The sequence below is a fragment of the Rhizobium sp. USDA 3886 genome, from assembly GCF_056279785.1.
This window is the reverse complement of record NZ_JBWCDC010000001.1, coordinates 3684225-3699335: the sequence shown is the minus strand read 5'-3', so window position 1 is coordinate 3699335 and position 15111 is coordinate 3684225. Positions and strand designations below refer to the sequence as shown.

General features: G+C 59.4%; 13 protein-coding genes. 6 read left to right on the top strand and 7 right to left on the bottom strand.

Features of this window, described 5'->3' with window-relative positions; all coding sequences use genetic code 11:
- The first annotated feature begins 14 nt into the window (after window positions 1-14).
- From dgoD to ACZ9BX_RS18570, 3 genes are all read left to right on the top strand, one after another.
- Complete coding sequence (dgoD, locus tag ACZ9BX_RS18580) at window positions 15-1163, top strand: galactonate dehydratase (RefSeq protein ID WP_476219482.1); 1149 nt, start codon at window positions 15-17, stop codon at window positions 1161-1163.
- Between the two features lie 99 nt (window positions 1164-1262).
- Window positions 1263-1661, top strand: coding sequence for a DoxX family protein (locus ACZ9BX_RS18575; protein ID WP_086995433.1), 399 nt, complete (start codon window positions 1263-1265; stop codon window positions 1659-1661).
- A gap of 92 nt (window positions 1662-1753) precedes the next feature.
- Window positions 1754-2536 (top strand): SDR family oxidoreductase, encoded by a 783-nt coding sequence (locus ACZ9BX_RS18570; protein WP_476219481.1) that lies wholly within the window; start codon window positions 1754-1756, stop codon window positions 2534-2536.
- A 2-nt stretch (window positions 2537-2538) separates the two neighbouring features.
- Here the strand turns inward: ACZ9BX_RS18570 and ACZ9BX_RS18565 are convergent, their stop codons facing one another.
- A complete protein-coding gene (locus ACZ9BX_RS18565) occupies window positions 2539-3756 on the bottom strand; it encodes an adenylate/guanylate cyclase domain-containing protein (protein ID WP_476219480.1) in 1218 nt (405 codons plus the stop codon).
- 220 nt (window positions 3757-3976) lie between these two features.
- On the opposite strand from ACZ9BX_RS18565, the gene ACZ9BX_RS18560 reads away from it, so the two are divergent.
- Complete coding sequence (locus tag ACZ9BX_RS18560; RefSeq protein WP_027507891.1) at window positions 3977-4888, top strand: SMP-30/gluconolactonase/LRE family protein; 912 nt, start codon at window positions 3977-3979, stop codon at window positions 4886-4888.
- A gap of 50 nt (window positions 4889-4938) precedes the next feature.
- Window positions 4939-7182 (top strand): glycoside hydrolase family 2 protein, encoded by a 2244-nt coding sequence (locus ACZ9BX_RS18555; protein ID WP_476219478.1) that lies wholly within the window; start codon window positions 4939-4941, stop codon window positions 7180-7182.
- Window positions 7183-7187: 5 nt separating this feature from the next.
- On the opposite strand, the gene ACZ9BX_RS18550 is transcribed toward ACZ9BX_RS18555, so the two are convergent.
- The 5 genes from ACZ9BX_RS18550 to ACZ9BX_RS18530 all read right to left on the bottom strand — a co-directional run bounded on the left by ACZ9BX_RS18550 (window position 7188) and on the right by ACZ9BX_RS18530 (window position 12560).
- Complete coding sequence (locus tag ACZ9BX_RS18550) at window positions 7188-8303, bottom strand: ABC transporter ATP-binding protein (protein ID WP_476219477.1); 1116 nt, start codon at window positions 8301-8303, stop codon at window positions 7188-7190.
- A 3-nt stretch (window positions 8304-8306) separates the two neighbouring features.
- Window positions 8307-9254, bottom strand: coding sequence for a carbohydrate ABC transporter permease (locus ACZ9BX_RS18545; protein ID WP_476219475.1), 948 nt, complete (start codon window positions 9252-9254; stop codon window positions 8307-8309).
- Window positions 9251-10204 carry a carbohydrate ABC transporter permease gene (locus tag ACZ9BX_RS18540; RefSeq protein ID WP_476219474.1) on the bottom strand — a complete coding sequence of 318 codons (954 nt, stop codon included), beginning with the start codon at window positions 10202-10204 and terminating at the stop codon, window positions 9251-9253. Before ACZ9BX_RS18540 ends, ACZ9BX_RS18545 begins: the two co-directional genes overlap by 4 nt.
- Before the next feature lie 84 nt (window positions 10205-10288).
- On the bottom strand, window positions 10289-11545 hold the full coding sequence (locus ACZ9BX_RS18535) for an ABC transporter substrate-binding protein (protein WP_132562894.1): 1257 nt from the start codon (window positions 11543-11545) through the stop codon (window positions 10289-10291).
- A 202-nt stretch (window positions 11546-11747) separates the two neighbouring features.
- The gene (locus ACZ9BX_RS18530) at window positions 11748-12560 is read right to left on the bottom strand and encodes an endonuclease/exonuclease/phosphatase family protein (RefSeq protein ID WP_084606370.1); all 813 of its coding nucleotides are present in this window, start codon (window positions 12558-12560) and stop codon (window positions 11748-11750) included.
- A gap of 65 nt (window positions 12561-12625) precedes the next feature.
- Between ACZ9BX_RS18530 and ACZ9BX_RS18525 the strand changes: the two genes are divergently transcribed.
- Entirely contained in the window at window positions 12626-13597 is a 972-nt protein-coding gene (locus tag ACZ9BX_RS18525; protein ID WP_476219473.1) for a lysylphosphatidylglycerol synthase domain-containing protein, read from the top strand.
- Here the strand turns inward: ACZ9BX_RS18525 and ACZ9BX_RS18520 are convergent.
- A complete protein-coding gene (locus ACZ9BX_RS18520) occupies window positions 13547-15082 on the bottom strand; it encodes a phospholipase D-like domain-containing protein (protein WP_476219472.1) in 1536 nt (511 codons plus the stop codon). The two genes, ACZ9BX_RS18525 and ACZ9BX_RS18520, sit on opposite strands and share 51 nt — an antisense overlap.
- Between the last annotated feature and the right edge of the window lie 29 nt (window positions 15083-15111).

The following is a 15111-nucleotide window of genomic DNA, read 5'->3' as shown; positions in this document are numbered from 1 at the left end:
TGAGGCCTGGACCCATGAAGATCACGAAACTGACAACCTATATCGTTCCGCCGCGCTGGCTATTTTTGAAGGTCGAGACCGATGAGGGCGTGATCGGCTGGGGCGAGCCGGTAGTCGAGGGCCGGGCGCTAACCGTGGAGACCTGCGTGCACGAGCTTGCCGACTACCTGATCGGCAAGGATCCGTTCCTGATCGAGGACCACTGGAATGTCATGTATCGCGGCGGCTTCTATCGCGGTGGCGCCATCCACATGAGCGCGCTTTCCGGCATCGACCAGGCGCTCTGGGACATCAAGGGCAAGGCACTCGGCCAGCCGATCCATTCGCTGCTCGGCGGCCAGGTGCGCGACCGGATCAAGGTCTACAGCTGGATCGGCGGCGACCGCCCGTCGGACGTTGCGCGCAACGCCACGGAGGTCGTCGCACGCGGCTTCAAGGCGATCAAGCTCAACGGCTGCGAAGAAATGCAGATCGTCGATACCAACGAGAAGGTTGAGAAGGCTGTCGAGACCATTGCTACTATCCGCGAGGCGATCGGTCCGCATATCGGCATCGGCGTCGATTTTCACGGCCGCGTGCACAAGCCGATGGCCAAGGTTCTTGCTAAGGAACTCGAGCCGTACAAGCTGATGTTCATCGAAGAGCCGGTACTCTCCGAAAACCGGGAAGCATTGAAGGAAATCGCCAATCACTGCTCGACGCCGATCGCGCTTGGCGAGCGGCTCTATTCGCGCTGGGATTTCAAGTCGGTGCTCTCAGACGGCTACGTCGACATTCTCCAGCCCGACCTGTCGCATGCCGGCGGCATCACCGAATGCCGCAAGATCGCGGCGATGGCGGAAGCCTATGACGTAGCGCTTGCCCCGCATTGCCCGCTCGGTCCGATCGCGCTTGCCGCCTGCCTGCAGGTCGATGCGGTCAGCTATAACGCCTTCATCCAGGAACAGAGCCTCGGCATCCACTACAACGAGGGCAACGATATCCTCGACTACATCTCCAATAAGGAAGTCTTCAAATACGCCGATGGTTTCGTCTCGATCCCGCAGGGACCGGGACTCGGCGTCGAAGTCGACGAGGCCTATGTCGTCGAACGTGCCAAGCAGGGCCACCGCTGGCGCAACCCGATTTGGCGCCATGCCGACGGCAGTTTCGCCGAATGGTGAGAACCAACAGGGTCACATCGAGCGGCCCTTTTTGTTGCAGCATGTAGGAAGCCATGCGCGCTAACCGTCATTGTGAAAGCTCACAGGAGGAAATTTCAAATGACACGAGCAATCGCAGTGATCGTCGCCCGCATCATCTTCAGCTTCGTCTTCTTCATGGCGGCCGGCTTCAAATTTGCCGACGTCGGCGCCACCGCAACCTATATCGCCTCCGCCGGTTTTCCGATGGCCGGCGCCCTGGCATGGGTAGCAGCTTTCTTCGAAATAGCTTTGGCGCTAGCCTTGATAACCGGCGCCTTCTTTACCGAAGCAAGCCTGCTTGCCGGCATTTATGTCATCTTCCTCGCATTCGCCTTTCATGGCCCGTCGCGCTGGGCGGGCAACCAGGCAGAATTTGGCTTCTTCATCGACCACTTCACGTTCCTGGCCGGACTGCTGTTTGCCGCCGCGCATGGACCGGAGAAGTGGGCGATCCGCCGCAGCCTGGTGAGACTGTAGGGGTTGCCAGCCAGATAACTTCGCACTCGCACCGGAACCATACACCCACCCGAACATTGCCCTAACGCAAACCGAATGAGGGATTGGCGAAAATGGAACTTCAGGGAAGAACCGCATTGGTCACCGGCGCGGGTTCCGGCATCGGAAAGGCGACCGCGCTGAAGCTCGCCGCAGAAGGCGCCAAGGTTGCCGTTTTGAGCCGCACCGGCCACGAGGTGAATCAGACCCGCGACGAAATCCGTTCCGCAGGCGGGCAGTCGATTTCGCTGACGGCCGACACCAGCGACGAAGACCAGATGCGCGGAGCAGTTGAAGCGCTTCTCGGTAAGTTCGGCGGCATCGACATCGTCGTTGCCAATGCCGGCATCAACGGCGTCTGGGCTCCTGTCGACGACCTGAAGCCGGAGGAGTGGGACAAGACCATGGCCGTCAACCTGCGCGGTACCTACCTCACTCTCCATCTCACCGTCCCGCATATGAAATCGAATGGCGGCGGTTCGATCATCGTCGTCTCCTCGATCAATGGGACGCGTACCTTCACGACGCCGGGCGCGACTGCCTATACCGTCACGAAGGCCGGCCAGGTGGCGATGGTGCAGCAGCTGGCACTGGAGCTCGGCAAGCATGGAATCCGCGTCAATGCCGTCTGCCCAGGCGCCATCGACACCAACATCAACGACAATACAAGCAGCCGTCACCGGGACGAGGCGGGAATCCCGGTTGTCTGGCCGGAAGGCGAAATTCCGATCACGGGAGGAGAGGCGGGCCACAGCGAAGACGTTGCCGAAACAATCCTCTTTCTTGCCGCCGATCGCTCGCATCACATCACCGGCACGCCGATCTGGATCGATGGTGGCCAAGGTCTGCTGCGCTAGGGTCAGCCGCCAAGGCGCCCAGTTTCCAGTGTGAAAAGCTCCTGCGCTCGCTTGACGCCACGAAGCGCATAGCGGCCGATGCAGGCGAGTCCGCTGCTCTGAGCTCCCGGAATCGCGGCGGCAAAATCCGACGACATCAGCACGTTGAGATCGACCGACCGGCAGATCGACGCGATGCGGCTGACCTCGTTGACTGCCGGACCGATGACCGTGAAGTCGAGCCGTTCCTGGCTGCCGATATTGCCGTAGAAGACATCACCGATATGCAGGCCAAGATAGACGTCGGTTGTTGGCCGGTTATCGCGGGCGCGTTCGTCGTTCAGCGCCGCAAGCTTGCCGCGCAAGAGCTTCTCCGCCTTCAGCGCCGCACAGCAGGCATCCGACGGTGAATCTGCCTTGAAGATAGCGAGCACACCGTCGCCGATAAGTTTGAGGACGTCGCCGCCGGCCTCGTGAATGGCCGAAATCACCACGTCGCTATAAGCATTCAGCATCGGCAGGATTTCCTCCGGCGGCGCGCTATCGGATATCTTGGTGTAATTGAGAAGGTCCGAGAACCAGAGCACCGCGGAAATCCGCTCGGACTTACCACGCATGATCTTTCCCTCGAGCACCTGCCGGGCCGCATCCTCGCCAAGGTAAACCTCCGCAATCGTCCGTGCGATGCGGCCGAGCGCGATGCACTTGATCGCCAGCGCCAGCACTGGCACTAGCTTTCGCAAGATGGCGAGATCGTGGTCGGAAAAGCCCTGCGGATGCCGGGTTGCAAAATGCGAGAAAAAGCAATCCATCTCGCCGATCGTACCGGCCTTGGCGAAGCGGTGTACCATGGCGACGAAATCGGTGTGGCCGTCTTCGAGCATCTTGTCGAGCATGACGAAATCCGCCGGGTCGCCGAAGCCGATACGGCGGCGAACCTCGTTCTCGTTGCCAGACCAGAGATAGTAGAAAGCCGAACGCAGCCAATTGTCCCGCGCACTACCCTCGCCGGTCGGGCCGTATTCGAATTCGGTCTCGATTTCCTCCTGGCTGTCCCATCGGAAGGCGCGGCCCTCATGCACCGGGTGCAGCGTATCCATGAGCGCCATGCCGCGATCGAGTGGCAGGCCGAATTCGCGGCAGGAATTGCAAAAGCCGGCCAGCAGCTCGGCTTCGGAGGCACCCTTCAGCCCCTGCTCCGTCAGCCATGCGGCGACCGTTCCGATATCGCTGTATTCCATGCTGCCGATCCTCACTCCTGAAAGCTGTACCCCCAATTCACCCATTAGGGAAAGACAAACCTCCGTTCAACGGCCAGTGAGACGCACATGACGGATCGCCGCATCCGCCGCAGCTTTGAAAAATGGCATGAGGCCGGCGCATTTGCCGCGCCTGGCTATGGCACGCATCGCCGTTTATGTTTACGAAGAACGTTATATCGCTTTGGGGAGGAGCCAATCAGTGTCGCAAGATATCCTGTATGACATTCGTGACGACCGCTTCCGCAACCTGATTGCAGGAAGCGCTAAGCTGGAGGAACTTTATACCGGCTGCCGCTGGGCGGAAGGTCCCGTCTGGTTCTCCGATCTCAATTGCCTGATCTGGAGCGACATCCCGAACGAGCGCATGCTGCGCTGGGTACCGGATGGCGGCGTCTCGGTTTTCCGCTCGCCATCAAGCTACGTCAACGGCAACACCCGCGATCGTCAGGGCCGTCTGATCTCCTGCGAACACGGCGGCCGTCGCGTCACGCGTACGGAACCTGACGGCAAGATCACCGTGTTGGCCGACAGCTATCAGGGAAAGCGCCTCAACTCGCCGAACGACGTCGTCGTCGCGTCCGACGGCGCCATCTGGTTTACGGACCCCAGCTACGGCATCAAGTCCGATTACGAAGGCTACAAATCGGAGCAGGAACAGGAGACGCGCAACGTCTACCGCATCGATCCGCAAAGCGGCAAAGTCGAAGCCGCCGCCACCGATTTTATCCAGCCGAACGGCCTTGCTTTCTCTCCTGACGAAAAGCAACTCTACATCGCCGACTCCGGCTCTGCCGATCACGACGTGCCGCGCCATATCCGCGTCTTCGACGTGGTCGACGGCAAGAGGCTCGCCAACAGCCGCTATTTCTGCTCGATCGACAACGGCATACCGGACGGTTTCCGCTTCGACGTCAGCGGAAATCTCTGGAGCAGTGCCGCCGATGGCGTCCATTGCTTCGCGCCGGACGGTACCTTGCTCGGCAAGATCAAGGTGCCTCAGACCGTTTCCAATGTCACCTTCGGTGGCCAGAAGAAAAACCGCTTGTTCATCACCGCAACGCAATCGCTCTATTCGATCTACACGACGACGAATGGCGCACAGTATCCGTAAGCGGCGTTGCTAGTCGCACCAATCAGACATGCTTTGAAGAGGAGTCCGGGATGCGGTCCGTCGTCTCGTTCAATGAATCCTGGAGTTTCCACGAAGGCTTTGGCCAGCAGTTTCTCGATGCCTTCGATGGCACGGCAAGCGTCAGCCTGCCGCACACTGCCGTCGAACTGCCCTTCAACTATTTTGACGAGAAGCTCTATCAGCGCGCCTTTACCTATCAGAAGATCTTGCGCTGGCTCCCGGAATTCGAAGGTCGCGAAGTGTCGATCGTCTTTGATGGCGCCATGGCCGATAGCGTCGTTTACCTGAACGGCGAAGAGATCATCGCCCACAAGGACGGCTACACGCCCTTCGAGGCCCGCCTCACAGGCAAGGTTCTCAAGGGCGACAACCTGATCACCGTAAAGGTCGACGGCAGCGAGAACCCCGCAATTCCACCCTTCGGCGGCCGTATTGATTATCTGACCTATGCCGGTATCTATCGCGACGCCTGGATTAAAGTCACCGGCGCCGTCTCGATCCGCAATCTCAAGATTGAAACGACAGATGTCCTCTCCGACGTCAAATCCGTCCGTGTCCGCTGCGATCTCGCCAACTCGCAAAACGTTGCCTTTCTCGGCACGGTTACTGCCTCACTGAAGGATACATCCGGCACCGTCATCGCAACCGCGAGCGGCGATACGACGGGCGAAGACGTGACGCTTTCCTTCGAAAACCTGACGGACATTTCGCTCTGGGATATTTCCAGCCCGACGCTCTATGAGATCGCCGTCGACCTGAAAACTAGCCACGGCTCCGACCGCCTGTCGTCGCATTTCGGTTTCCGCACCGCCGAGTTCACAGCGAGCAGCTTCCTGCTTAACGGCAAGCCGCTGAAGCTGCGTGGCCTGAACCGCCACCAGGCATTTCCTTATGTCGGCTACGCGGCCGGCCGCTCGGCGCAGGAGCGCGATGCCGATATCATGAAATCGGTGCTGAAGTGCAATATCGTCCGCACTTCGCACTATCCGCAGTCGAAATGGTTCCTGGACCAGTGCGACCGCATCGGCCTTCTGGTCTTCGAGGAAATTCCCGGCTGGCAGCATATCGGTGATGCGGAGTGGCAGCAGGAATCGATCCGCAACGTCCGCCGCATGATCGAGCGCGACTGGAACCACCCGTCGATCGTCATTTGGGGCGTGCGCATCAACGAATCGCAGGATAGTCACGAGTTCTACGTCGAGACCAACCGGCTCGCCCGCGATCTCGACGCGACCCGCCAGACCGGCGGCGTGCGCTACATCACGGAAAGCGAACTGCTCGAAGACGTCTATACGATGAACGACTTCATCCTCGGCAACGAGGAACTGCCAGGCGCCAACCGCCCGCGCACGGCACTTCGCAGCCAGCAGGAGAACACCGGTCTCGATCGCAAGGTGCCGTACCTCATCACCGAGTTCAACGGCCATATGCATCCGACCAAGATCTACGATCAGGAAGCCCGCCAGGCAGAGCATGTGCGCCGTCACCTTGAGGTGCTGAACGCCGTCTACAGCGATCCGGATATTTCAGGTGCGATCGGCTGGTGCATGTTCGACTACAACACCCACAAGGACTTCGGCTCGGGCGACCGCATCTGCTATCACGGCGTGCTCGACATGTTCCGCGAGCCGAAATTCGCCGCCTATGTGTATTCCAGCCAGTGCGATCCGTCCGACGAGATTATCATGAAGCCGGTGACCTTCTGGGCTCGCGGGGAACGCAATATTGGCGGCGTCCTGCCGCTGATCATTCTTACGAACTGCGATGAAGTCGAGCTGACGTACGGCTCGATCACCAAGCGCATCGGCCCCGATCGTGAAAACTACCCGCATCTGCCTCACCCGCCTGTCGTGCTGGATCATCGGCTTTTCACGGCGGATGAGCTTGGCACATGGGGGATTGAATGGCTCGACGGGGATTTTACGGGTTATATCAATGGCCAGCCCGTTGCCAGGTTACGGCTTGCTGCCGATCCGCTGCCGACGACGCTCGAAGTGGCAGCCGACAGCGGATCGCTGAAAGCCCGCGAGCGCGACACGACGCGCGTCATCATCCGTGCGCTGGACCAATATGGCCAGCGCCTTCCCTTCCTGCATGACAGCGTGACACTGCGCGTCGATGGTCCGGCCAAGATCATCGGCCCCTCCACTGTTCCGCTGCGGGGCGGCACGGCTGGTTGCTGGCTGGAAGCAACCGGACTCACCGGCAACATCACGGTGGAGGCAGCTTCGTCCCGCTTTGCATCCGTCACCGTACATATAACGGCCGTCTGACGACGTCACGCGATCCGGCGTTGGCTCTCCGGATCGAAGAACACCGCCTTGTCGAGATTGAAGGCAAGGCGGGTGCTCTGGCCAGGCTGAATACCGGCATCGGCGCGCAGCCGCGCGATGACCGACTTGCCGCCAAGCTTGGTCACGGCGAAAGTGTCCGAACCGGCGGGCTCGACGACCTCGATCGCACAATCGCCTTCCGCCAGCGACTTTGCCTTGCGGTCGGCGCCGTCTGGATCGGTCAGCGCTTCCGGACGAATGCCGAAAATCACCTTCTTGCCGGCATAGGTGGCCAGACCGTTGTTGCCAGCCGGAACCGGCAGTTTCAGCGCCGCACCATTCGGCCGGTCGAGCGAGACCTGCAGGCCGCCGGCGCTGGTTTCCACTGTGGCGTTGAGAAGATTCATCGCCGGTGATCCCATGAAATCGGCAACGAAGATATTGGCCGGCCTGTTGTAGATCTCAGCGGGCGTGCCGAATTGCTGCAGCACTCCATCTTTCAGGACGGCGATTTTCGTTGCCAGCGTCATCGCCTCGATCTGGTCATGCGTGACATAGACGATCGTCGTCTTCATACGCTGATGCAGCCGCTTGATCTCTGTGCGCATATCGACCCGCAGCTTCGCATCGAGGTTTGATAGCGGCTCGTCGAAAAGGAAGACCTGCGGATTGCGCACCAGCGCGCGGCCCATGGCGACGCGCTGGCGCTGGCCGCCGGAAAGCTGGCTTGGCTTGCGGTCGAGCAAATGACCGATCTGCAGCATGTCGGCCACTTCCGTGATCGCCTTTTCGCGCTCCTCTCTCGGCACCTTGCGGATTTCCATGCCGAAGGCGATGTTTCCCGCGACCGTCATATTCGGATAAAGAGCATAGGACTGGAACACCATGGCGATGTCGCGCTTAGAGGGATGAAGACCGTTAATGCTGCGGCCATCGATGCGAATATCGCCCGAGGTGATCGACTCCAGGCCGGCAATAGTGTTGAGCAAAGTGGACTTGCCGCAGCCGGATGGGCCAACCAGCACGAGGAAGCCGCCTTTTTCAAGCTCCAGATCGATCCCCTTAAGGATGTCGACGGCGCCGAAGCGCTTTTTTAGGCCGGATATTTCAAGGAAAGCCATGGATTACCCTTTGACAGCGCCCGCCATCAGACCGCGCACAAAATAGCGGCCGGCGAGGACATAGACGATGAGCGTCGGCACGGCGGCGATCATCGCAGCGGCCATGTTGACATTATATTCGACCACACCGGTCGAGGTATTCACGACATTGTTGAGCGCCACCGTCATCGGCATGGATTCACCGGTACCGGCATAGGCGGAAGCGAACAGGAAGTCGTTCCAGATATTGGTGAATTGGTAGATCACTGTGACGACGATGATCGGCAGCGAATTTGGCAGCATGATGCGACGGAAAATCTGGAAGAAGCTGGCGCCGTCAACCTGTGCGGCCCTGACCAGTTCAGTCGGAAAGGCCTCGTAGAAATTGCGGAAGAACAGCGTCGTGAAGCCCAAGCCGTAAACAACGTGCACGAAGACCAGATTGACAGTCGGATTGCCGAAGCCGAAGCTCATGCCCGTGGCGTTCTGAAGCGTGGCACCGAAGCGGCCGAGTGCACCGAGGATCGTCGCCATCGGCAGCAGTACCGACTGGAACGGAATGAAGCAGGCAAAAAGCATCAGGCCGAACACCAGCTTGTCGCCGGGAAAGCGCCATTTGGTCAGCACATAGCCGTTGAGCGCGCCCATGATGGTGGAGATCGCCACGGCAGGAACGACCATCTTGATCGAGTTCCAGAAATAGCCCTTGATGCCGGCGCAGGTCAGGCCAACGCAGGTTTCGCCCCAGGCTTTCAACCAAGGATCGAAGGTCGGCGACTGAGGCAACGCCAGCATGTTGCCGTTCTGGATCTCGTCCATGGTCTTGAACGAGGTGACCAGCATCACGAAGAGGGGCATCAGATAAAGAATCGCGAAGATCAGCAGCAGGCCGTAGATGACGGTGCGACTGACCCACCGGCGGCCATTGCCGCCTCGCGCTATGGCAGTTGCCGAAGAGGTAACGGTACTCATCGCGCCTTTTCCCTCAGTTCGGAATAGAGATAGGGCACGATGATCGCCGAGATCGTCATCAGCATGATGATTGCGCTCGCCGAGCCGACGGCCATTTCGTTTCGCTTGAACGTGTATTCATACATGAAATTGGAAGGCAGCCAGGCCGAACCCCCGGGACCGCCGCTCGTCAGCGCGACGACAAGATCATAGGACTTGATCGCCATATGGGCGAGCACGATGAAGGCCGAAAGGAAGACCGGTCGCAGCATTGGGATAACGATGCGCCTGTAGAGTTGCAAGGTCGATGCCCCGTCGATCTGGGCGGCTTTTATGATCTCACCGTCGATACCACGCAGACCCGCAAGAAACATCGCCATGACGAAACCGGAAGCCTGCCAGACGCCGGCGATCACCACGGTATATATGACGAAATCCTTGTTCTTGATCCAATCGAAATGGAAACTCGTCCAGCCCCATTGATGCAGTGTCTGCTCAAGGCCGAGTCCAGGATCAAGAAACCACTTCCAGGCAACGCCTGTGACAATGAAGGAAAGCGCCATCGGATAGAGGTAGATCGGCCGCAGCAATCCCTCGCCGCGGATCTTCTGGTCTAGCAGAATTGCCAGGAACAGGCCGAGCGCCAGACAGATTCCGACATAGAGAAGGCCGAAAATTCCCATATTGGTGATCGACGTATACCAGCTCGACGGCGGATCGGTCTCAAACGTCCAGCGCCATAGCCTTTGATAGGCGCGCGGTCCTGTCAGCGCATAGGACGGGAATGTTTTGGAATTGGTGAAGGACAGATAGGCGGTCCAGACGATGAACCCATAAACAAAGATCACGGTGACGGCGAAACTCGGCGCCAGCACGATCTTCGGCAGGACATCCTGCATGCGGGAGCGGATGGAATTGCCTATTCTGCGCTCCGACTTCACGTTGATCTCGGGGGTCGCGACAGTGTTCATAAAATCGTCCCCTCCCAGGGCCGTATCTGTGACAAAAACGCCTCCCCCGCATGCGCGGGGGAAGGATCCTTGACCGACAGCAGCTTACTTGGCGTCGTCGATTGCCTTGACGAGCTCTTCCACGGCCTGATCAGACGTCTTGATCTGTCCATGAACGAATTTGGACACGACGTCCTTGTAAGCATTGGCAACCGCTGGAGGAGCGCCATAGCCCTGGGCCAGCGAGCCGAACAGCGTGCCGCCTTCGTTCGCAGCCTTGAGGTCGGCAATGCCCTTCTTGCCGCAAGCATCAAAGTCGGTATCGGGAACGTCGGTGCGCGCAGGCACCGAGCCCTTGACGACGTTGAAGGCCGACTGGAAGCTCTTGGAGAGCGTGGCTGTGGCAAGCGCGACCTGCGCGGCCTTGCGGTCATCCGGCACATCGAACATGCCGAACATATCGGAGTTGTAGATCACGCTGCCGTCCGTGCCCGGGAAGCGGTAGCAAAGGAAATCCGTATTCGGCGTCTTCTTCGCCGCCACGAATTCGCCCTTGGCCCAATCGCCCATGACCTGAACAAGTGCATCGCCCTTGATTACCATGGCGGTCGCCAGGTTCCAGTCACGGCCGGAGAAGTTCGGGTCGACATATTCCTTGATCTTGGCAAGGTTGTCGAAGGACTTCTTCATCGTGTCTGATTTCAGCGACTCTTCATCGAGGTCGTTGAAGGCCTTCTTGTAGAATTCCGGCCCGCCAGTGGAGAGCACGATCGAATCGAACATCGTCGCTTCCTGCCAGTTCTGGCCACCAAGCGCGAGCGGAATGACGCCAGCAGCCTTGGCCTTTTCGAGCAGCGCGAGCAGGTCGTCGAAGGTTTTCGGCTCAGTCCCACCAATCTTTTCCATGACGGCTTTGTTGATCCAAAGCCAGTTGACCGAGTGCACGTTGACCGGAGCAGCAACCCATTTGCCGTCATAGACGGAGAACTTCTGAAGAGCCGCGGGAACAGACTTGTCCCACCCTTCCGCCTTCGCGGTCTCGGTTAGATCGCCCATGACACCTGCCTGCGCGTAGTCGAGCACTGTATAGCCGAGCATCTGCGAGGCGGTCGGATAGGTGCCCGCCGCAACCATGGCCTTGAGCGCGGTCATGGCAGCATCGCCGCCACCGCCGGCCACCGGCACGTCCTTCCAGGCAAAGCCTTCCTTGGAGAGGTCCTCCTTCAACACGTTGAGCGCCGCAGCCTCACCGCCGGACGTCCACCAGTGCAGCATCTGGACCTCCTTCACGTCGGCCGCGTAGGCTGCCGTGCCTGCCATCATCACGGCAGCAACGGCTGCCGTGCCCAAAAACTTGCGCATGATATTCCTCCCGTTCGCAAGTAAAGCGGCGAGACCCTCCTCGTCCGCCGATGTCTCCCGCAATCGAAGCGACAGACATGCCCCGCAACTCTCCCAGTCACGGTTGACAATTTAAAGCGTTATAAAGCGGACGGCGTCAAGTCTTTCTCGAGTCGTGAGAAAAATCGGGCTTTGTTGTATAAATTATTGAAAATAATTGACTTCAGCGGCCGCTTCCGGCCACTGCTTGAAACGACATTTCCCTTCGCTTGATGGCTGCACCCGGTAAGATGGTCGCCAGAAGCGGCAAGTGATCCGAAGCCCGGCGCACGAGCGGTGTCGCGGTAACTGTCGCAGATGTCACGCCAAGCCCGTCCGATACGAAAATATGGTCGATCCGCAGGATCGGTAGCCGGGAAGGATAGGTCGGGCGCGGACGCCGCGCAGCAAGCAACTGCGTATCGCGGAAATGTCGAGCCAGCATTTTGTAGGCTGGTGATGACGGGACGGCATTGAGATCGCCGCAGATGATCGCAGGAGCCGCCTGGAATTTCTGACTTCCAATCCACTCCTTGCCGAGCAGCGTCGTCACTTGCCGCACCCGATCGATGCCACGGACGCCGAGATGCGTATTGAGCAGGTTCAGATGAATTCCGCCTATTTGGATCTGCACCCATATCGCCCCCCGCATCTCGCCTACCGAGGGCAGCGGCCCGGCTTTCATCAACCGGGTCGGCATCGCAGTGAGAATGGCATCGCCATATTGCTCCTCCTCGACATGCAGCGCCGGATGGAAATGCGATTCCATCTTCAAAAGCGAGGCGATCATGTGAGCCTGGTCGATGCTGCCTGTGCGTTTGCGGCCGACATCCAGTTCCTGCAGCGCAATTATATCCGCGCCGGTTTCCGCGATCACATCGGCGATGCGCGCCGGCTCGATCCGCCGGTCGGTGCCGACGCAGCTATGCACGTTGTAGGTCAGGATTTTCAATTCCTTGCCGGTTGATCCCGGCAGAACAGAGGAGAATGTGCTCATCCCGGGGGAACTTGCTTTCAGCCTGTTTCGTTCCATCTCCGGGACTCCAACGAAACGGCGCATTCATGTCCATCAAGCGCGTGCTTATCAATGCAGCTCTCGTTCTCTGCCTGATGCTTGCGGCTTATCTACTCTATAGGGTCTTCAGCCGTTACACGTTGAGCGATGTCATGGAATCGATCCGCGCAATACCGGGGACCCGTATTCTCGGTAGCCTCGGCTTCGCGGCCGCTTCCTATCTCTGCCTGACCGGCTTCGACTGGATGGCGCTCCGCTATGCAGGCAAACCGCTGAGCTATCCGAAGGCTGCCCTTACCTCTTTCACAAGCCTCTCGATCGGCCATAATCTTGGCCTTGCGGCGCTCAGCAGCGGCGCTGTGCGCTACCGTTTCTATTCACGCTGGGGCTTGAATGCCGAGGAGGTTGCGAAGGTCATCCTGTTTTGCGGCGCGACCGTCGGCATCGGCCTTTCAACCCTTGCGGGCATCGTCCTGCTCATCAATCCGGAGGATGCCGCAAATCTCCTGAAACTCAGCCCGGCCGGTCTGTTCGCCCTCGGCTGCGTCTGTCTCAGCCTCCCCGCGGTCTATATCGTTCTGTCCGTCGTCATCCGCACGCCGTTGCATCTCTGGAAATGGTCCTTCGAAATGCCGCGCCCGAAGCTCGCATTGGGCCAGGTCGTCATCGGCACACTGAACTTCGTCTTCGTCGCAGCCTGCCTGCATCAGATGCTGGCCGCCCAAGGCGAGACGAGCTACGTGCAGACGGCCACGGCGTACGTGCTTGCCAATATCGCGGTCCTCATCGCCCACGTGCCTGGCGGTTTGGGCGTCATTGAGGCGACAGTCAGCTATGTCCTGCCCGGAGCCGCTTCGATAGGCGCATTGGTGGCATTCAGGGCGATTTACTTTCTAATTCCGCTGCTGATCGGCCTGCCGGTCTTCGCAATCAGCGAGGCCGTCATCCCGAAACGAAAGCAGGTTTCGTCAGAAGATCGCTCTCAACAGTCGACTCACGCGCAGACGCAGCTTCTGTAGCGGCCGGTAAGGCCGCCGCGGATCCACGAAAGCAGTTCCGATGACCGGCGACGTCTCGCCTCGCGCGATGTCGATCGCAAAGTGACGAAGGCCGCGCTCGCGAATATTCAGCGCCGCTATGGCTTTGAGCAACGACCGCTTCGCCGCTTCGATGTCTCTTACGGCATCGGCCGTCGCGTCGAGATGCTCGGCAATCAGCCGGTGGCGAAGTGACGTTATCGCCTGCCGCTGAGCAGCGCTTTCCGCCTCGATCGCCAGGTCGCATTCGGTATCAAGCCCTTCCGAACGATTGTTGAGGTTCGATGAGCCGATGCGAATGAAACGGTCGTCGACGATGATAAGCTTCGAATGGATGACGATCTCCTGCTCGCCGCCCTTCCCGTCCGGTACCACCGCGTACATCACGTGCAGCCGGTCGTAGCGGTCGATGCGCTTCAGCCTGCGGATCAGCCGGTCGCGGTTATGGCCCATCATCAGTTTTTCGATCAGTCCGTGCGAACTCTTCGTGACCAGAACCGCAATCTCCGGGCCATCGGCCTCCTTGAGGCGTTTCGCGATCACCCTCGCCACGCCGAAGGAGGCAAGATACTGGGTCTCGATATAGACGTATTTCCTTGCGCTGTTTATTGCATCGCGCGTCAGCCCGAAGGCTTCGAAGCGCCCACGTTTACCGATCAGTCCGGGCTCGGTGAGAGCAATCGCCGCCGTCACCTTCTCCATTTCCGGAGGGAATGTACGCGGCCATGGCACGCCGCTCTCCGGAGCGGGCTCGATTGGCTTGCCGGTCGCTTGCTTCCACCGCCGCCGGCACACGTCGCCGATCAGCCGGGCAACGCTGCCTGAGACCATCGATTGTATATCGTGAACAGGATCGTATGGCACCCCGTCGGGAGCTTTTCGAAGGGGGTTGTCGGCGCGATGGTCCGGCTCGTCCCAGCGCCGGGCGGTCAGGTCTACACCACCGAGGAAACCAATGCTGTCATCAACGGAAACCAGTTTCTGATGGTGGCAGCCACGCAAAGGATGGCTCAGATCGAAACGCAGGCTGATCTGCGGATGTGTAGAGAAGCCGCTTCCTTTAAAAAGCTTCAAAGATTTGCCGGAATAAACCGGCCCCATGCCCCAGATCAATATCCGGATTTGCAGCCCTGGATTGTCATCGGCAAGCCTCAGCAGAAGTTCGCCGAGCGTCTCCGGGTTTTGATCTGGCTTCAGCCGGATGTCGGGATCAAGATCCCAGCCGATGATCCAGATCGAATGCCTCGCCTGCCGCAGCACCTCATCGAGCGCCGCGAAATAGGCAGCGCCGTCAATGAGAAAAGCCACCTTATCCGCTTTGCCAGTTCGCCAGACGTTCCGTCCCTTGCGGATAATGCCGCCCGGAATGGCCGGAAGAGCGGGGCGGCCCCGGCGCGCGACCGTCGTGATATAATCAATTGCTTTGGTTGTCTTATGGTTATCGGATACGGCTCGAAAGTCGGTCATTCGCTGTCCAACGCCTTGAATTTATGCGC